Genomic DNA, 18,221 nt, shown 5'->3' with positions numbered 1-18,221 from the left:
TGATATGACGCTGATTATTGCTGAAGCCGGAGTTAACCATAACGGCGATGAAAAGCTGGCATTTAAGCTGGTGGATGTGGCGTATAAAGCCGGCGCGGATATTGTTAAATTTCAGACTTTTAAGGCGAAGAACCTAGTTACTGCTGATGCAGAGCAGGCAGAGTACCAACTGGCAAACACCAAAAAACAAGAATCACAGTTGGCCATGCTCAGCAGGCTTGAGCTCTCATGGGAAACTCATCACGCACTGGTAAAACACTGTGAAGAGCTCGGGATCGAATTTTTGTCTACCGCGTTTGATTCAGAGAGCCTGAATTTTCTGGTTAACGATCTGGGTATTAAGCGTCTGAAGCTACCCTCCGGTGAATTGACAAATGCGCCATTAGTGCTTGAACATGCGCGAACAGGCTGCGATATCATCGTATCAACAGGTATGGCAACATTGGCAGAAATTGAAGGCGCACTCGGCGTTATTGCTTTTGGCTATACAGCATCAAAAGAGGCTGCGCCTGGTCGTGAAGCTTTTGAGGAAGCTTATGCCTCAGATGCGGGTCAAAAAGCATTAAAGGAAAAAGTAAGTATTCTGCATTGCACGACTGAATATCCTGCGCCGATAGATGAAATTAATCTGCGTGTAATGGATACGCTGCGCAGCTCGTTTGATTTACCCGTAGGTTATTCTGATCATAGTGAAGGGATTGTCATTCCCATTGCTGCTGTTGCCCGAGGCGCGGTAGTGATTGAAAAACACTTTACGCTCGATAAGAACATGGACGGTCCGGATCATAAAGCATCGCTAGAACCTGGTGAACTGAACGCGATGATACGCGCTGTGCGGCAGGTTAATATTGCATTAGGCGGCAGCATCAAATCACCCACGGTGTCAGAGGTGAAGAATAAAACTATTGCACGTAAAAGTCTGGTTGCGGCGAAAGTGATTGCTAAAGGTGAAGCGTTCGATGACGCTAATTTAACAATAAAACGGCCAGGGAAAGGAATGTCACCCTATCAATATTGGGAATTACTCGGTAAAACATCCAGCAAAAGTTATGCCGCTGGGGATTTAATCCTTGAGTAGTAAGCCACTCATTATTATTGGTGGTGGGGGACATGCCAGCGTACTGGTAGGCATTCTAAAAAAGCAGCACCGGGATATTCTGGCGATTATCAGTCCTGCTGATATCTCAGGGCGAGTGAGTCTGGCTGATCTTCCTCACCTTCGTGGCGATGAAGAGATTATGCGTTTTGCAGCAGAGGATGTTGAGCTAATCAATGGCGTTGGAGTAACTCCAGGTTCTTCATTGCGCCGTAAAGTTAATGAGCACTTTCTTAGTAAGGGTTATCGTTTCGCGACGGTTATTTCCGAAGATGCAATCGTATCGGATTTTGCCGTAATCCATAAAGGGGCGCAAATTCTGACGCGTGCAATTATTCAGCCTGGTGCAGTCATCGGTTCCCATTCAGTTGTGAACACCGCCGCAACCATTGAGCATGATTGCCATATTGGGTCATATAACTTTATCGCACCAGGGGCAACCCTGTGCGGCGATGTCCGAACTAGCGATAATGTCTTTATTGGCGCAGGTGCTACGATTATCCCTGGCGTGCATCTTGATGATGGTGCTTTTGTTTCAGCAGGGGCGGTACTGGTGAGTTCTCTGGGGGCAGGGAAGAGATGCTATGCGGTGAAAACCGTAATTAAATAGTCACAGATGGAAGGTGAAAGATGACGCATCAATGGCAGAATGTGCTGATTGGGCCAGACAGTTCGATACGTAAAGCGCTGGAGGTCATTAACCATGAAGCGCTAAAAATTGCTTTAGTTGTGGATAAAGAACAGCATTTGCTAGGCGTAATCACTGACGGCGATATCCGTAGAGGTTTACTGAACAGTCTTGATCTGCAGGCGTATGCTTCGCAGGTGATGAATACGTCGCCTGTTGTCGCTGGTGGTGAAATGTCCACCCAAGAATTAAACAGAGTTATGACAGCCGCCGGGATCACTGCGGTTCCCGTTGTGAAGGATGGAAAGGTTGTCGGTCTGAAGACTCTTCAACTTATTAATGAAAATAAACAGTACGATAATCCCATTTTTATTATGGCAGGAGGTTTTGGTACGCGATTGCGACCGTTAACCGATAATTGCCCAAAACCCATGTTAAAAGTAGGTGATAAGCCGATACTGGAAACGCTTATTCGCAGCTTTGTCAAAGCTGGCTTCAGGAATCTCTATATTTCAACGCATTACATGCCAGACGTTATTCGTGACTATTTTGGCGATGGTGAGGCGTTCAATGCCCGAATTCACTATGTCTATGAAGATAAGCCTCTAGGTACCGGTGGGGCTTTGGGCCTGCTGCCTGAATCATTGTCTGCTGATTTGCCGCTTATTATGATGAACGGTGATGTTCTTACAAATGTCGATTTTGAATGCTTGATAAACTTCCATAACGAGAGTAAAGCGGATGCCACGCTGTGCGTCCGAGAATATGATTACCAGATCCCATATGGCGTGATTAAAGGTGACGGTAGCAGAATTATATCCATGGAGGAGAAACCAGTTCATCATTTCTTTGTCAATGCTGGGATCTACGTAATTTCTCCAACCATTTTCAAGGGCGTTGCCAAGAACCAGCATATCGATATGCCAACTCTGCTCGAACAGCATATGCAAAAAAATAACAATATTTTAATGTTCCCAATACATGAGTATTGGTTGGATATTGGCCGCATGGATGATTTCAAGCGTGCTCAGGCGGATATTTTCTCACTGGGGCTGTAGTCATGAAGAATATTGCGGTTGTCGGACTTGGAAATATTGCCACCAGGCATAGACGAAATCTGAAGATTCTATTTCCACAGGCGAAGGTCTATGCCCTCTCAGCTTCAGGAAGAAACATTACAGGTTCTGTCAGTGACTGTGATGAGATAGCCAACTCGATTGAGCAACTGATCGGTCTTGTTGATATGGCTATTATTGCTTCACCGGCAACCAAGCATGCTGAACATGCGATCCCTTTTATCGCGGCGAACATACCGGTCTTAATCGAAAAGCCGATCGTTGGTTCATTGGAAGATGCTCAATGTTTGCTCGAGGCCAGCAGAAAGTATAAAACTCCTCTTGCCGTTGGCTATTGTCTGCGCTATCTGCCGTCTGCTCGGGTAACACAGCAGGCCTTGGCAGAAGAACTTGCAGGCCAATTATTAAATGCCCGTATTTCTATTGGTCAGTATTTACCTGACTGGCGGACCACAAAAGATTATAGAGACAGCGTCTCGGCAAGCAAGCTTTTGGGTGGCGGGGCATTACTGGAACTCAGCCATGAATTCGATTATGCGAGATGGATGCTGGGAGAGTTGCAGGTACATAATGCAATTATCCGCAATTCCGGCACGCTGGACATTGAGGTTGAGGATCTTGTCGATGTCGTTGCGATGACAAACCAGCAGGCCGTTGTCCATATTCATTTGGATTTTTTACAGCGTAAAGTCCATCGACACTGCGATTTTATTGGGACAAAAGGGCGAATTGAGTGGGATTTGATACTCAATCAAGTGCTACTACATACGGCTGAAGGTACTGAGATACTATACAGCGACGCTGCCTACGATAAAAATGGGATGTATCTGGATATGCTTAGGGATTTTACTCAGTACATCGCGGAACGGCCACACCAATGTATTCTTGTGGATGATGCGGTTGCTACAATTGGACTAATTGAGAACATTAAAAGCGTTGCTATCTAATATGAAAAACTTTGCTTTCATCTTTGCTCGTGGTGGTTCTAAGGGGTTACCGGGCAAGAATATTATGGCGCTGGCGGGCAAACCGCTATTGCATTACTCAATTGAAACAGCAAAAGCGTGCTCATTAATTTCTGAAGTATTTGTCTCTACCGACGACAAAAATATTAAGCAGGCTGCGCTTGATGCTGGCGCTATCGTTATCGATAGACCTGAAGATCTAGCAGGTGACACCAGCCCAGAGTGGTTGGCATGGCGACATGCTATCAAGTGGGTGAATGAGCGCTACGGAGATTTTGACAATTTTGTTAGCCTCCCCGCCACCAGCCCGCTACGGGCGGTTAAAGATGTTGAGGATGCGATTTGCAAGCGGAGTGAGGTCATTGCCGACATCTGTATTTCGGTGACACCTTCGGGCAGAAGTCCCTATTTTAATATGGTTAAAATGGACTCTACAGGCTTAGCTGAGTTGGTCATCAAGCCTTCAGAAAATGTGGTTCGCCGACAGGATGCCCCGGAGGTATTTGATATCACGACAGTCGTCTATGTCGCTTCTCCGCAGTTTATTAATGAAAGCTATGGCTTGTTTTCAGGAAAAGTAACCTCAATTGTTGTCCCTAAAGAGCGGGCTGTTGATATTGATGATATCTACGATTTTTATATGGCCGAAGTCTTGCTTAACTCTCACTAATAGCGATGTCATATGTTAAATAATAAAAAAATATTGATTATGGGCGCAGGTGGTCTGCTTGGCTCTCGCTTAGTGCTGGAATGTCTTATACAAAATGCTACGGTGATCGCCGTCGATTCAAACTTGGAGCAAACCAAATCAAAGCTTGAAGGCTTGGGCGTTAATTCTCAGAATAATAGCGCGCTTGACTATCGTTCTCTTGATGTGACAGATGAACTCGCGGTAAAAGATTTTTTTGCAGGCTTGGAGCATATTGATGGCGCGGTAAATGCAACCTACCCCAGAAATAAGAAGTATGGTGCACATTTTTTTGATGTCACTATGTCAAGCTTTAACGAAAATCTGGCTTTGCATTTAGGAAGTTCATTTCTGTTTACTCAGCAATGTGCGGACTGGTTCAGAAAGCATCAGACATCACTCTCGGTTGTTAATATCTCTTCCATATATGGAGTCAATGCGCCGAAGTTTGAAATCTACGAAAATACGCCGATGACTATGCCTGTGGAGTATGCTGCTATCAAGTCTGCACTTCTCCATTTAAACAAGTATGTTATCGCCTACGTTAGCGATAGCCGCTTTCGCATTAATTCGGTTAGCCCTGGAGGGATTTTCGATAATCAACCGGAGGTGTTCTGCGAGGCGTATAAAAGACATACTAATGGTGCAGGTATGCTACCTGTCTCAGAGATTATCGGTTCGATTCTCTTCTTGCTATCTGATCGTGCTAAATATGTCACTGGACAGAATATCGTCGTCGATGACGGTTTTTCTTTATAAGTAATGATTTGGCATATCCTTTCTGTATGAAAAATAAGAAATTCGTTCATCATTTTTCTGTCCTGTTGCGAGCTAGCACGCTGTTCAGTAAGTTTGCACTAGTGATTATGCTTGCAAAGTTGATTCCAGAAGGCGATGTTGGCCTGTATGGATTGCTGAGTGCTGCGATAGGCTATGCGATGTTTATCGTTGGATTTGAGTTTTACACTTACAGTACCCGTGAAATGATTGCTTATCCGCGAGAACAGTGGGGATGGATGCTGAAAAATCAGGTCGTCCTGACGGTTTCGGTATACATTTTGTTTCTTCCCTTATTATACCTTCTATACCATTTAGGCATTTTACCTGCGGGGACTGAATTTTGGTTTATCTCATTGCTGATAGTCGAGTGTATATCGCAAGAGATTAACCGGATATTAATTACAGAGCAGAATCATTTTTTAGCAAGCATTGTTCTGTTCCTTCGCCAGGGAATATGGTGTTGGGTTGTCGTTGGCATTATGCTTCTAATGCCTTCGCTGCGGAATGTGTATACCGTTTTAATTGTATGGCTGCTGGCTTCAGCCGTAGCGTGTATCGTCGGCGGTGTTTACATTGTTCAGTTTACTCGTGGGCATAAAGGACAGGGAATCAGCTGGCAATGGATTAAGCAAGGATTGAAACTATCGTTGCCGATGCTGACAGCATCGCTGGCAATGCGCGGTATCTTCACCTTTGACCGCTTTGCTATTAAAGATATTGGTGGTTTGGATGTGCTGGGTGCTTATGTATTTTTTGCGGGTATGGTATCGGCGATTCAATCATTTCTCGATACGATTGTTATTTCTTTTGCTTTCCCGGAACTAAGTAAACTGGCTGCTGAAAAAAAACATAAAGAATTCTGGACTGCATTCAGACGGTTTGCACTTAAAATGTTTTCCATGAATGTGTTTCTGTGTGTCTGTTGTTGGCTTTCAAGCCTGATTGTACTTCATTGGCTGGATAATCCACTTTATGATAAGTGGTATTCCCTATTTATACTTTTGATAACTTCGACATTTATATATTGCTTAAGTCTTATTCCGCATCTCGGTTTATATGCATTACGACATGATCCTGTGATCATTAAAAGTCAGATTGTAGCATTGGTTATTTTTGTCGGAGCGATAGGTGTATCGATAATATCAGGGACGTTATATATGGTACCAATTGGTATGTTATTAAGTTTTGTTATTTTGCTCGTGTGGAAAAGCATAGCGTTGTTTAATAAAAGAAAAGTAATTTGAGTGAAAAGTGTGTGAAAAGTTTTTGATATGATAATTAAAGTGTCAGTGACTATTTGTACTGTTAAATATCGCTCAGGAGGATGTGTGGTTTATCGGTTTGTCATTTTAATAGTCATTGCTATGTTTGGTATTCTTTCAATTGCTACAGCTTATGTTGCCGGAGTATCAACTGCTATATTTTTTTATGTATTTTATATTATATTGCTTATATTATTTCCACCTAAATATGTAATATCACCACTCACAATTCTTTATGTTTACTATGGTTTATGGTTCCTGTTGGCACCACTTTTTGCTCAGCGTTATGCTGATGTTAACAGTGATTTATATTATGCTTACTCATTTGTTTTGGTTTCGATAGGGTTAGGTATTGGCGTAATATTTCTTTACGATAATAAAAATCCCCAACGCTTTTCAGTTTCTACTATTAGCGGTGAAAATGTTCTGATACCATCCAAAAAAACGCTAGCTGCTCTTTTTTCACTATCGACCTTATTTGTTGTGCTGATCGTACTAAACTCCGGAGGAATAGATAAATGGATTCATTCTCCCGGTGATGCGTTTCTGAATCGTAGTGGTTCAGGTTTATATGTTGTTGGTAGTCACTTTTCATCATTAGCATTAGCTGCACTCTGCGGCTATTATGCATTCGTCACCCGTCAAAAAAAAATCCTGTATTTATTTATATTATGGTTGTTACTGACGTCTCCAGTGCATGGCAGTAAATTTCAAATTGCGCTTTTATTGATTACATCGCTGCTTCCATGGTTAAAAGATTTACGTTTTTATAGCAAAGGCTCTTTGATGTTGGGAATAGTACTTCTCGGAGTGCTATTTCTTGGGCTCTATTTCCGGAATATATCCTGGATGACTTGGCGCGACCTAGTTCCCTATACGTTGAATTACTTCGATACGCTTGATAATTTAGCGTTATCCCTGAATGAATTTTCACCAGGGTTCAATGAAACATTTTTTATGCCGTTTAATAAATTTCTTACCCCATTAGGAAATGATTACGGCGTTGTATTTTATGATATGAGCCAGTGGTTGACTTCGATCTATGATCCCAGTGCGTGGAAAATAAGAGCAACCATTCAGTTTCCTGTTGAAACCGATATGTACCTTAACTTTTATTTTTATCTGGGGATTCCAGTGTTGGCCTTTTTCTTCTTTATTCTTGCAAGAATATATTCATCAGCGCATACCAAGCAACATTTGGGAGCATGGTTTGCAGCAATTTTAATGACGTTGCTTATGATTTCACATCTGCGCGGTAGCATTTATAATCATACTGATTTCTATATGTATCCCTATATTGTAGTGATGTTCTTTGTGTTAAGAAAATATAAATTCACATAAAATGAAAGTGAGTGTTATTAGGATGTTGAAACGATATATAGATTTATGTCTAAAATGCATTTGTAATGAATCAGATATCGATATGTGCCTCACACCAGTTGAATACAGAGGAACAAATTTTTTTCCTAACATACCTAGAGTTTCACGATGGATTGTCTACTGGGAAAAAAGGAAGCTTACATTTCTACTGGGATATTATACTCTAGTAATAGTATGGTTCTTAGGTGCTGGGGTTTTATATTTTCTGACAAAGCATGTGATGTATTTGTGTAATAAATTATGTGGCAGAAAGTTTGTAGATGATACTCTTGAAAAGAAGAATGTTGTTGTTTTTTTGGAAAATAACACAGCTGAATATATTAAGGAAGCGACGAAAAAACACACACCACTGGTATGGCTGATCCCTCCTAAATACAAAAAAGAATGTGAACGAGTTTTTTCTGAGCAGGATCTATACATCGATGTTGAATCGATTGTTTCTTTAAAAGATATCTTATTCAGTTTTTTTGTCTGCGTTTATGTACTCTATAGATATGCAGTTATAAGCAAACTGCAGGTGTACACTATGCCTGATTGCCTACTTACCAGCCTGGCTTTAGAAAAGTTAAACGTTGGTACGCTGACATGTACTGCACATTTTGATAGATGGGCCGTAATGGTAAATGAGTTCTGCGAGAAAAAATCGATTAATTATCAGTTTGTACAGCATGGTTCAATTAAAGGGATTACAGCCAAAAGCAATCAGCACTATTATGTGACAAACAAGTTGACAGCAGTCAGACAGCTGGTTGTTTATGATGATATTGAAGCATCTTTGATACTTAAAAACATTGTAGCACCAGAGAATAAACCTGTGTGTATTTACTATATTAAGCCAAGGTTTACTCTCTCAGCTAGTCTTACAGGAGATATTCTATTTATTGGTCACCCTCTATATGAAAATTTACATATTGCCATTTATAATTCTTTATCTGAGGAAAACCTTGAGGTGTATTATAAACCTCATCCTAAAGCGCAATCTTCGGGGAAGATAATCGGTGTTGGTTGGCATTTTATTAATGATGTAAAAACTTTTCCAAGTGTCAAATATGTAATCTCATACCATTCTACGTTAGCTCTAATGTATGAAGAGATTGGGGTAAAAGTTTTCATCCATGAGAATGAGGCAATTAACTCTTTCGATTATGTTTCTTTTATTTGTAAAATTAGAGAGTCTCTGAGGCATCATGACTACCACTGAATATAAAATTTGTAGCCACTGCATAATGGACACGTCAGATCCGAATATACATTTCGATTCTGATGGTTGCTGTGACTATTGCCATAATTATGAATCTAATATTAAGCCTAACTGGAAAGTCGATGATGCAGCCCTGATGGCTCTTGCTGATACGATCAAAAAAGAAGGCGAAAATAAAGATTTTGACTGCATTATTGGTCTCTCTGGCGGGCTTGACAGTTCTTATGCTGCCTATGTTGCGAAAGAGAAAATGGGCTTGAGACCATTGCTATTTCATGTCGATGCAGGCTGGAATACCGATCAGGCGGTGGGCAATATTGAAAAACTGATCGAAGGATTAGGTCTTGAACTTTATACCGAAGTGGTTAACTGGGAAGAGATGAAAGATTTGCAGCTTTCATTCCTGAAAGCCGGGATCCCGGATCAGGATTTGGTGCAGGATGCAGCCTTTTTCTCCGCGTTGTACAAATTTGCGCATGAGCATAATGTCAAGCATGTTATTACCGGCTCTAATTTTTCTACAGAATGCTGCCGTGAACCTGAAGAGTGGGGCGGGTATTTGGGTATCGACAAACTACTGTTTAACGATATCCATAACCAGTTTGGTACCAGAAAGTTAGAAACCTTTCCGCTGACTGATATCATGGTGTACAAACTTTACTACCAGAAAATACTCGGGATGAAGGTACACCATCCACTTAATCTGGTACCTTTTAATAAAAAAGATGCGGAAGATGAGCTTGAGCAAAAATTCGGTTGGCAACGTTTCCAGCACAAACATCATGAGTCGCGCTTTACACGTTTTTATGAAGACTACTGGCTCCCACGACGCTTTGGGTTCCATAAGCGCCGAGCCCATTTCTCAAGTCTTATTCTGACTGGACAGATGACTCGTGAGGCTGCGCTTGAGCGACTGGCACAGCCAGAGATGAGCGAGCATTTTCTAGAGCAGGAATTTGAATATGTTGCTCACAAGTTAGGTATCACCGTTGAAGAGTTGCAGCAGCTATTCGAACAGCCGAAGAAAACCTACCGAGATTATAAAAATAAACGTTGGCTCATTGGTCTTGGAGCCAATATTTTACGTAAGTTAGGTATGGAAAAGAGGTTCTTCCGGTGATCAAGCTTATTGATTATGGTGTAGGTAATATTCAGGCTTTTCTAAATGTTTTTAAACGATTAGGGATCCCTGCTGAGGCTGTCTCGACTCCGGAGGCTTTGCAGGGAGTGACCCATCTCATTCTGCCGGGCGTCGGTGCGTTTGATCATGCGATGACACTGTTTAATCAATCAGGTTTACGCGATAGCGTCGAACAATTAGTGCTTGCTGATAAGATTCCCATTATCGGCATTTGCGTTGGCATGCAAATGCTTGCCAGCGGGAGTGAAGAGGGAACAATGGCCGGACTCAACTGGATTCCAGGCCAGGTTCGCAGCTTTATGTCTAATCCGCAGAGCCGGCATCTTCCAATGCCGCATATGGGCTGGAACGATGTAAAACAGCGTACAGATTCTGCCTTGACGAGCAATTTCATCTCTGAGTCGAAGTTCTATTTTTTGCACTCATATTACTTTGACTGCGCGGACAAAAGCGACGTTATCGCGACAGCTGAATATGGATTCGAGTTTGACTGTATCGTTGGCAGAGAGAACATTTTTGGTATCCAGTGTCATCCTGAAAAGAGTCACTCCTCCGGATTGACGTTGTTAAAGAATTTTTCTGAGATTGGTAACCATGCTTAGACCTCGCATTATTCCCTGCCTGCTGATCCATAAAGGGGGGCTGGTCAAAACCGTCGGTTTTACTTCGCCAAAGTACGTTGGCGATCCGATCAATGCGGTAAAAATATTTAATGAGAAAGAGGCCGATGAGCTAATGGTACTGGATATTGATGCCAGTGCTACATCTCGTGAGCCTGACTATGCGCTGATCAAGAAACTTGCAGCAGAGTGCCGTATGCCTTTGTGCTATGGTGGCGGGATCAAAACGGCAGAGCAGGCCGCCCGGATTATCTCTTTGGGTGTTGAGAAAGTTTCATTGAGCTCGGCGGCAATTGATAACCCACAATTAATTACCGAATTGGCGCAGGCCATCGGTCGCCAGAGTGTTGTCGCAGTACTGGATGTCCGAAAGAAAAAAGGATTTTTTTCTAAGGGTTATGAGCTGACCAGCATCAATAACACTCGAAACCATAAGCAGGATCCGTTGGAACTAGCCATCGCGATGGAAAAAGCGGGCGCCGGTGAAATTGTTATTAACTCCGTTGATAATGATGGTGTCATGAAAGGCTATAATCTTGAGTTTGCGGGGCAGGTGAAGTCTATTCTACATGTACCCACGACTTTTTTAGGCGGTGCGGGTACGCACGAGCATCTCAGTGAACTGATTGCTCACTGCGGCATTGTGGGCGCTGCGGCTGGTAGCCTGTTTGTTTTCAAGGGTAAGTATCGCGCTGTATTGATCAATTACCCAACAACGGAGCAGAAGGACAAGATCTATTTACCGTCCTTGCAAAAACAGATTTTATAGAAAGGATTGATGATGTTTAAAGATAAAATTCTCCTGATTACGGGTGGTACAGGTTCTTTCGGAAATGCTGTATTGAATCGTTTTCTGGCGACGGATATTAAAGAGATTCGTATTTTTTCGCGCGATGAGAAAAAACAAGATGATATGCGCAAAAAGTACAACAGCCCCAAGTTAAAGTTTTATATCGGCGATGTTCGTGATTATTCCAGTATCCTGAATGCAGCACGAGGTGTGGACTTTATCTATCATGCGGCAGCATTTAAGCAGGTCCCTTCTTGCGAATTTCATCCTCTTGAAGCGGTGAAAACAAACGTATTAGGTACAGAAAATGTACTTGAAGCGGCGATAGCCAATGGTGTTAAGCGCGTTGTCTGCTTAAGTACTGACAAGGCTGTTTATCCGATTAATGCTATGGGTATCTCTAAAGCGATGATGGAAAAGATCATGGTCGCTAAATCACGGAATGTTGACAGCAGTAAAACAGTTATTTGCGGTACCCGCTATGGTAATGTGATGGCCTCACGTGGTTCGGTTATTCCCTTGTTCGTTGATTTAATCACAGAGGGTAAACCGCTGACTATCACCGACCCCAACATGACTCGTTTTATGATGACGTTGGAAGATGCTGTAGATCTCGTTCTGTATGCGTTTGAGCATGGCTCAAACGGCGATATCTTTGTGCAGAAAGCACCTGCAGCCACTATTGAAACGCTGGCAGTGGCATTAAAAGAGCTGCTTAATGTGCCCGAGCATGCTGTAAATGTTATCGGGACTCGTCACGGCGAGAAACTCTATGAAGCGCTCCTTAGTCGCGAAGAAATTATTGCCGCTGTGGATATGGGCGATTACTATCGCATACCTCCGGATTTGCGTGATCTGAACTATGGTAAATACGTCGAACAGGGAGATACACGCATCTCTGAAGTTGTCGATTATAACTCCCACAATACGCAGCGCCTCGATGTTGAAGGGATGAAAACCTTGCTTCTGAAGCTGCCATTTATTCGCGCACTGCGTTCTGGAACACCTTACGAACTGGATGCCTGATATGAAAATACTTGTCACTGGTGCGGAAGGTTTTATTGGCAAAAACCTGTGTGTACGCTTATCTGAGCAGGACGATTATGATGTTATTAAAATCGATCGCCATTCGTCTGAAGAGGAACTGCGTGCTGGCTTGTTGGCAGCAGACTTTATTTATCATCTGGCGGGCGTTAATCGCCCGAAAGATGACAATGAATTTGCTTCCGGTAATGCATGCCTGACCCAGAAAATAACTGAGATCTTGAGCGAAAACCATAAGCAAACTCCGCTGATGCTTAGTTCTTCCAGTCAGGCGACGAAAGAAAATGCCTATGGTGTCAGCAAGGCAATGGCCGAGAAAGCCGTTGAAGCCTACGGCAGGGCTACGGGAGCTAGATTTTACCTGTACCGTTTTCCGAATGTATTCGGCAAGTGGTGCCGCCCAAACTATAACTCCTTTGTGGCTACTTTTTGTCATAACATCATTAACGACATTCCGATAACCATTAACGATCCTGGCGCCGCCGTAACGTTAGTCTATATTGATGATGTTTGTATGGCATTACTCTCTCTGCTGGATGGCTCTGTTGAGAGCGGTTGGCAGTATGTGGCGCCAGAATACTCGACAACCGTCGGAGAGGTTGCGGATCTGTTGCTTAAATTCAGACAGAGTCGTGACACACTGATTACTGAAGCGGTTGGGCAAGGGTTTGTCAGGGCACTTTATTCAACCTGGCTGAGCTACTTCCGACCGGAACAGTTGAGCTATTCTATTCCTTTCTACGGTGATGCGCGCGGCGTCTTTTGTGAGGTGTTGAAAACTCCCGATGCTGGTCAATTCTCCTTTTTCACCGCGCTTCCGGGGATTACTCGCGGCGGCCACTACCATCATACTAAGAATGAAAAATTCCTTGTTATTAAAGGGCTGGCTCGTTTTAAGTTTGAACATGTAGTCAGCGGTGAGAAATTTGAAATGGTGGTTGCGGCAGATGAGTATAAAATTGTTGAAATGGTACCAGGCTGGACACATGATATTACTAACATTGGTAACGATGAAATGATTGTTATGTTGTGGGCTAATGAGATCTTTGATCGGCAAGCACCGGATACAATAGCGAGAACGTTGTAATGAAAAAGTTACAAGTCATGTCCGTTGTGGGCACCCGTCCTGAAATCATCAGGTTGTCACGCGTGCTGGCTCGCCTTGATGAGTACTGCGAGCATATTTTGGTTCATACCGGTCAAAATTACGACTATGAACTTAATGAAGTTTTTTTCAGCGATCTTGGCGTACGTAAGCCAGACTATTTCCTTGATGCTGCTGGTAAGAACGCGGCACAAACCATTGGCCAGATCATTATTAAAGTAGACGATGTTCTGGAAATCGTGCAACCGGATGCCATGTTAATTCTTGGCGATACCAACTCCTGCATTTCCGCTATCCCGGCAAAGCGTCGCAAGATACCTATCTTCCATATGGAAGCGGGGAACCGCTGTTTTGACCAGCGCGTTCCTGAAGAAACCAACAGGCGTATTGTTGACCATACGGCGGATGTCAATCTGACCTACAGCACGATAGCCCGAGATTATCTGTTGGCTGAAGGTATTCCTGCTGACCGGGTTATCAAAACGGGTAGCCCGATGTATGAAGTCTTAACTCACTATATGCCGCAAATTGACGCATCAGATGTGTTGACCCGCCTTTCGCTGAAGCCGGGGGAGTTCTTTGTCGTCAGCGCACACAGGGAAGAAAATGTGGATTCGCCAAAGCAACTGGCGAAATTAGCCACTATTCTCAATACGGTTGCCGAGAGGTATGACCTGCCGGTCATCATCTCGACACACCCACGCACCCGCAACCGTATTAATGCGGCTGGTATCGAGTTTCATCCGAACATCCAACTGTTAAAACCGCTGGGTTTCCATGATTATAACCACTTACAGAAAAATGCCCGGGCCGTCTTATCGGATAGCGGAACGATTACTGAAGAATCTTCTATTATGAACTTCCCGGCTCTGAATATACGCGAAGCACATGAACGTCCTGAGGGATTTGAAGAGGCGTCAGTGATGATGGTTGGACTCGAGGTGGAGCGAGTCGTGCAGGGGCTAGCTATACTGGAAAGCCAGCCGCGTGGCAATGAGCGTCTTTTACGTCAGGTAAGCGATTATAGTATGCCTAATGTATCGGATAAGATTGTACGTATTATTCACTCCTATACCGATTATGTTAAGCGAGTTGTTTGGAAACAGTACTAATGCATCTTGTGTTGATCATTGATGATTATTTGCCGCACAGCACCCGTGTCGGAGCTAAAATGTTTCACGAACTGGCGCTGGAACTTCTTTCCCGGGGGCATAAAATAACGGTTATTACCCCGGATACCCATCAGGAAAGCCTCTTTCAGGAAACTGATATTGATGGTGTAAGAGTATGGAGCTTCCGCAGCGGCCCAACCAAGAATATCAGCAAAGTTATCCGGGCATTTAACGAATCGATGCTTTCTGTTCGCGCATGGCGCGCCGTCGGGCAGCGCATTTCCCCTGAGATGTTTCAGGGGATTGTGTACTATTCCCCTTCTATTTTTTGGGGAGGGTTGGTTGCACGCATTAAAAAAAGATGTCGTTGTCCCGCCTATCTGGTGCTGCGTGATCTTTTTCCGCAATGGGTGGTCGATGCGGGTATGATGCGTCAGGGTTCGATTATTGAACGATATTTCCGTTACTTTGAACGAAACTCTTACCGTCAGGCCGAGCACATTGGATTGATGTCTGAGCGTAATCTTGATGTTTTCAGGTATCAACACAACGGTTACCGCTGTGAAGTTTTACGCAATTGGGCCAGTCTGATTGCGACAGAACCAGAAAGTCAACGTATTTCTTGCCGTGAAAAACTGGGGCTGGAAGGGAAAGTTATTTTTTTCTATGGTGGTAATATTGGCTACGCGCAGGATATGGCGAACTTAATGCGCCTAGCGAGAAATATGCACGCTTACGAGAATGTGCATTTCCTGTTTGTTGGCCAGGGCGATGAGGTTTCGCTAATAAAACAGTTGGCTGCATCTTGGAGACTTAAAAACTTCACTTATCTACCTTCGGTTTCTCAGGCGGAGTTTAAGCAAATTCTAACCGAAGTTGACGTAGGATTATTTTCCTTGGCTGCAAACCACACTGCGCATAATTTCCCCGGCAAACTTTTGGGTTATATGGTTCAGCATCTTCCGATACTCGGTAGCATCAATGCAAATAATGACTTGATGGATATTGTAAATAAAAACAATGCTGGTTTTATCCACGTGAATGGTGATGATGAGCACTTATTGAACTCGGCAATCAGTTTACTGGATAAGACTCGCCGTCGGGTGATGGGGGAGTGTGCATATCGTTTGCTGGAGGCGGAGTTTTCGGTCGGAACGGCAGCTCGCCTGATTGAAGACCGGCTGGAGAGTATGGCATGCGATTGATTGATAATATGGTTTTAGAAGAGTTGTTCGTTCAGGCGCGCAGTGCGGATAGAAAACGGACTCACCTTCTATTACATGCTTCCCATCAGGAAAAAGTACAGCGTCTTCTTATCGCGATGGTGGAAGGGAGCTATGTTGAGGCGCATTTTCACGAGCTTCCCCATCAATGGGAAATGTTTATTGTGCTGCAGGGAGAAGTGCAGGTCTGCCTGCATGATGAAGCCGGTAAGGTGAGGCAGGAGCAGCATTTTGGCCCAGCTCATGAGGCCATGATTGTAGAACTGGCACCCGGCGATATTCATAGCGTCACCTGCATTTCCGAGCGCGCTTTGTTGCTTGAAGTGAAAGAGGGGCCGTTCGATCCCTCTTTTGCTAAAGCTTTTATCCAATGATGTGCGTCATTCAGGACTTCGGTTTACATTCACATATTGGAACTGTAAATATTGTACGTGAAAAATCCCGCTCGCATTAACGGGCGGGATTGTCAAGAGCCTTTTTGCAAAAACTAAGTGATGGTATTACTGGATAATAAACTCCAACCACACTTTCGGTTATTGCGTGTTTTGACCTATTTCGGACTTGTCAATCTTCCATCCTGAACGAATAACAAGCGCTTCTGAATAAGTGGTGCCCGGACTCGGAATCGAAATAAACTACCTGATTTATTGTTATTAAACGATATTATTGTATTCGATAAATGTAGAGGCCCCCGTTAAGGCCCCCGGAATGTTTTGCATCAAAAAGGGAATAGGTTTGATGATTTTTTCTCCTGCGAGAATATTACCTGTTATTCAGGGTGGTTCCAGATAACGGAACCACCCTGAGCATCAACTATAATGTAATCTGAGGATGTTTAATACCGCATGCATGGGCATACCTGACCAATGTGTCAAGGCTCGCTTTAACGATATTAGACTCCATGCGGGAAACAGTGGGCGGTGTTACCCCCATTCGTTCTGCAACCTGCGCACGGGTTAATCCTGCATGGCGACGCCATTCTGCCAGCATGATCTGTAAACGCTCTTTACGCTCTTCGGCTTCATAAGCGGCTTGTACTTCTGGGTCAGACATTAAATCAGCCCTGACGGTATCCCAGGCAATGCCTTTAACTTTTGTCATATAGCATCTCCTCTAATCGCTCAAACGCGAGGGTTATCTCCCCTGACGGTAATTTCTGCGTTTTCTTGATGAACACGCGCAGTAGATAGATATTTTTTCCTTTCTGATAAACATACAATCCCCTGGCAATATCCGTTCCCATCGTTCTGAGTTCAAACAAACCGTCTCTGACGGGTTTGCTGTCGGGCTCTCGTAATGCCGTGGCATTCATTTTAAGCTTATCAATCAGGCGGATCATTTTAGCCCTGATGACTGGCGGTAAACCTGCTATTTCATCAGGCACTTCATCATGTAAAATCACATTAAACACAGAATACTCCTCTATAGAGAGATATTGCCTTTTAAGCTAAGTTAAGTCAAATGCTAATTAACGAGTGATCGACTAGATTAGCCTGATCTTCAACATACCCGGTAAGATCTGGGTTATCGCTTCAGTTTTCTACAGAGGTTTTATGATCCGCCAGCCATACAAAGAAAGTAAGACGGAGTTCGTATTACCTGGCTGTACGTTCCGGGAGCACGCCTGGGTAATGTTTAGCCACGATATCATTCATCTTATCAATCAACTCAGGCTTCCTAAATGTCAGGTGCGCTGAGCCCTTCATGAAGTATTTTATCGAAAAGTAATCGTCTTCATAAACTTTCGCTATATGCGGATTGGCACGAATATGCTCATACAACCGGCTTGTCACATCGCCCCGGTTGTCTGGGATCGCTTTACCGTCCAGCAAGTGCAACATGCGTTCCAAATCCGCCAACTGGTCTCGCCGGTAACCGTGGTTCAGGGTAAAGCCCCATTGGTTGCAACTGACCAAATTGCTAATGATTATTTTTTTGCCAAATTGGCATGGACTGTTGGTTTTATAGTGCCAGGATAATCCTTTGAATAAATTGATGACCCCGCGTTCAAATACCTCGTCTTTCTGCTGGTGAAGTTGCTCAAAGGTACTGAGTATGTTGGCTTCGCTGACGGCAGGAATAGTATCTCCCTCAAGGTTTCTGTACCACT

General features: G+C 43.6%; 20 protein-coding genes. 17 read left to right on the top strand and 3 right to left on the bottom strand.

All coding sequences use genetic code 11. The features are described from left to right. Window positions 1–4 precede the first annotated feature (4 nt). The 17 genes from neuB to DJ39_RS00020 all read left to right on the top strand — a co-directional run bounded on the left by neuB (window position 5) and on the right by DJ39_RS00020 (window position 16,485). Window positions 5–1,078 (top strand): N-acetylneuraminate synthase, encoded by a 1,074-nt coding sequence (gene neuB / locus DJ39_RS00100; protein ID WP_004723041.1) that lies wholly within the window; start codon window positions 5–7, stop codon window positions 1,076–1,078. Further along, the gene (locus DJ39_RS00095) at window positions 1,071–1,706 is read left to right on the top strand and encodes an acetyltransferase (RefSeq protein WP_038241920.1); all 636 of its coding nucleotides are present in this window, start codon (window positions 1,071–1,073) and stop codon (window positions 1,704–1,706) included. The genes neuB and DJ39_RS00095 overlap by 8 nt, the downstream gene beginning before the upstream one ends. Before the next feature lie 20 nt (window positions 1,707–1,726). Further along, window positions 1,727–2,782: a nucleotidyltransferase family protein gene (locus tag DJ39_RS00090; RefSeq protein ID WP_004723045.1), complete on the top strand. Its 1,056-nt coding sequence runs from the start codon at window positions 1,727–1,729 to the stop codon at window positions 2,780–2,782. 2 nt (window positions 2,783–2,784) lie between these two features. Then, entirely contained in the window at window positions 2,785–3,747 is a 963-nt protein-coding gene (locus DJ39_RS00085; RefSeq protein ID WP_004723048.1) for a Gfo/Idh/MocA family protein, read from the top strand. 1 nt (window position 3,748) lies between these two features. Beyond that, window positions 3,749–4,435 (top strand): acylneuraminate cytidylyltransferase family protein, encoded by a 687-nt coding sequence (locus DJ39_RS00080; protein ID WP_004723049.1) that lies wholly within the window; start codon window positions 3,749–3,751, stop codon window positions 4,433–4,435. A gap of 12 nt (window positions 4,436–4,447) precedes the next feature. Continuing rightward, complete coding sequence (locus DJ39_RS00075) at window positions 4,448–5,212, top strand: oxidoreductase (RefSeq protein ID WP_004723052.1); 765 nt, start codon at window positions 4,448–4,450, stop codon at window positions 5,210–5,212. Between the two features lie 26 nt (window positions 5,213–5,238). Next, a complete protein-coding gene (locus DJ39_RS00070) occupies window positions 5,239–6,477 on the top strand; it encodes a lipopolysaccharide biosynthesis protein (protein ID WP_004723053.1) in 1,239 nt (412 codons plus the stop codon). Between the two features lie 84 nt (window positions 6,478–6,561). Next, entirely contained in the window at window positions 6,562–7,836 is a 1,275-nt protein-coding gene (locus DJ39_RS00065) for a hypothetical protein (protein WP_038251063.1), read from the top strand. Window positions 7,837–8,101: 265 nt separating this feature from the next. Continuing rightward, on the top strand, window positions 8,102–9,076 hold the full coding sequence (locus DJ39_RS00060) for a hypothetical protein (RefSeq protein WP_139127568.1): 975 nt from the start codon (window positions 8,102–8,104) through the stop codon (window positions 9,074–9,076). A 25-nt stretch (window positions 9,077–9,101) separates the two neighbouring features. Beyond that, window positions 9,102–10,196 (top strand): N-acetyl sugar amidotransferase, encoded by a 1,095-nt coding sequence (locus DJ39_RS00055; RefSeq protein WP_004723058.1) that lies wholly within the window; start codon window positions 9,102–9,104, stop codon window positions 10,194–10,196. After that, window positions 10,193–10,819 (top strand): imidazole glycerol phosphate synthase subunit HisH, encoded by a 627-nt coding sequence (hisH, locus tag DJ39_RS00050; RefSeq protein ID WP_038251062.1) that lies wholly within the window; start codon window positions 10,193–10,195, stop codon window positions 10,817–10,819. The genes DJ39_RS00055 and hisH overlap by 4 nt, the downstream gene beginning before the upstream one ends. Next, a complete protein-coding gene (locus DJ39_RS00045) occupies window positions 10,812–11,606 on the top strand; it encodes an AglZ/HisF2 family acetamidino modification protein (RefSeq protein WP_038241911.1) in 795 nt (264 codons plus the stop codon). Before hisH ends, DJ39_RS00045 begins: the two co-directional genes overlap by 8 nt. Window positions 11,607–11,618: 12 nt before the next feature. Then, on the top strand, window positions 11,619–12,653 hold the full coding sequence (gene fnlA / locus DJ39_RS00040) for a UDP-N-acetylglucosamine 4,6-dehydratase/5-epimerase (protein ID WP_038241909.1): 1,035 nt from the start codon (window positions 11,619–11,621) through the stop codon (window positions 12,651–12,653). Between the two features lies 1 nt (window position 12,654). Continuing rightward, the gene (gene wbjC / locus DJ39_RS00035) at window positions 12,655–13,758 is read left to right on the top strand and encodes a UDP-2-acetamido-2,6-beta-L-arabino-hexul-4-ose reductase (protein WP_038251061.1); all 1,104 of its coding nucleotides are present in this window, start codon (window positions 12,655–12,657) and stop codon (window positions 13,756–13,758) included. After that, window positions 13,758–14,888: a non-hydrolyzing UDP-N-acetylglucosamine 2-epimerase gene (gene wecB / locus DJ39_RS00030; protein ID WP_004723068.1), complete on the top strand. Its 1,131-nt coding sequence runs from the start codon at window positions 13,758–13,760 to the stop codon at window positions 14,886–14,888. Before wbjC ends, wecB begins: the two co-directional genes overlap by 1 nt. Further along, window positions 14,888–16,093 carry a glycosyltransferase family 4 protein gene (locus tag DJ39_RS00025; RefSeq protein ID WP_038251059.1) on the top strand — a complete coding sequence of 402 codons (1,206 nt, stop codon included), beginning with the start codon at window positions 14,888–14,890 and terminating at the stop codon, window positions 16,091–16,093. Before wecB ends, DJ39_RS00025 begins: the two co-directional genes overlap by 1 nt. Beyond that, entirely contained in the window at window positions 16,084–16,485 is a 402-nt protein-coding gene (locus tag DJ39_RS00020; RefSeq protein WP_038241901.1) for a WbuC family cupin fold metalloprotein, read from the top strand. Before DJ39_RS00025 ends, DJ39_RS00020 begins: the two co-directional genes overlap by 10 nt. A gap of 439 nt (window positions 16,486–16,924) precedes the next feature. Here DJ39_RS00020 and DJ39_RS00015 read toward each other — a convergent pair whose 3' ends face one another. The 3 genes from DJ39_RS00015 to DJ39_RS00005 form a co-directional block, all read right to left on the bottom strand. Continuing rightward, window positions 16,925–17,212, bottom strand: coding sequence for a helix-turn-helix domain-containing protein (locus tag DJ39_RS00015; RefSeq protein ID WP_012104592.1), 288 nt, complete (start codon window positions 17,210–17,212; stop codon window positions 16,925–16,927). Then, window positions 17,199–17,522 (bottom strand): type II toxin-antitoxin system RelE/ParE family toxin, encoded by a 324-nt coding sequence (locus tag DJ39_RS00010; protein ID WP_004722490.1) that lies wholly within the window; start codon window positions 17,520–17,522, stop codon window positions 17,199–17,201. The genes DJ39_RS00015 and DJ39_RS00010 overlap by 14 nt, the downstream gene beginning before the upstream one ends. A 184-nt stretch (window positions 17,523–17,706) precedes the next feature. Next, window positions 17,707–18,221: DUF4942 domain-containing protein (locus tag DJ39_RS00005; protein ID WP_038251058.1), on the bottom strand; the 515-nt coding region annotated here is incomplete at its 5' end.

The organism is Yersinia ruckeri ATCC 29473 (genome assembly GCF_000754815.1).
Classification (GTDB): Bacteria; Pseudomonadota; Gammaproteobacteria; order Enterobacterales; family Enterobacteriaceae; genus Yersinia; species Yersinia ruckeri.
Note: the sequence above shows the minus strand (reverse complement) of the source record. Positions and strands in the feature narration are given on the sequence as shown.

Bases quoted from the DNA above. Each gene is read 5' to 3' on its own strand.
- neuB (WP_004723041.1), top strand. From the start codon at position 5: ATGACGCTGATTATTGCTGAAGCCGGAGTTAACCATAACGGCGATGAA.
- DJ39_RS00090 (WP_004723045.1), top strand. From the start codon at position 1,727: ATGACGCATCAATGGCAGAATGTGCTGATTGGGCCAGACAGTTCGATA.
- DJ39_RS00085 (WP_004723048.1), top strand. From the start codon at position 2,785: ATGAAGAATATTGCGGTTGTCGGACTTGGAAATATTGCCACCAGGCAT.
- DJ39_RS00080 (WP_004723049.1), top strand. From the start codon at position 3,749: ATGAAAAACTTTGCTTTCATCTTTGCTCGTGGTGGTTCTAAGGGGTTA.
- DJ39_RS00075 (WP_004723052.1), top strand. From the start codon at position 4,448: ATGTTAAATAATAAAAAAATATTGATTATGGGCGCAGGTGGTCTGCTT.
- DJ39_RS00070 (WP_004723053.1), top strand. From the start codon at position 5,239: ATGAAAAATAAGAAATTCGTTCATCATTTTTCTGTCCTGTTGCGAGCT.
- DJ39_RS00055 (WP_004723058.1), top strand. From the start codon at position 9,102: ATGGACACGTCAGATCCGAATATACATTTCGATTCTGATGGTTGCTGT.
- DJ39_RS00045 (WP_038241911.1), top strand. From the start codon at position 10,812: ATGCTTAGACCTCGCATTATTCCCTGCCTGCTGATCCATAAAGGGGGG.
- fnlA (WP_038241909.1), top strand. From the start codon at position 11,619: ATGTTTAAAGATAAAATTCTCCTGATTACGGGTGGTACAGGTTCTTTC.
- wbjC (WP_038251061.1), top strand. From the start codon at position 12,655: ATGAAAATACTTGTCACTGGTGCGGAAGGTTTTATTGGCAAAAACCTG.
- wecB (WP_004723068.1), top strand. From the start codon at position 13,758: ATGAAAAAGTTACAAGTCATGTCCGTTGTGGGCACCCGTCCTGAAATC.
- DJ39_RS00025 (WP_038251059.1), top strand. From the start codon at position 14,888: ATGCATCTTGTGTTGATCATTGATGATTATTTGCCGCACAGCACCCGT.
- DJ39_RS00020 (WP_038241901.1), top strand. From the start codon at position 16,084: ATGCGATTGATTGATAATATGGTTTTAGAAGAGTTGTTCGTTCAGGCG.
- DJ39_RS00015 (WP_012104592.1), bottom strand. From the start codon at position 17,212: ATGACAAAAGTTAAAGGCATTGCCTGGGATACCGTCAGGGCTGATTTA.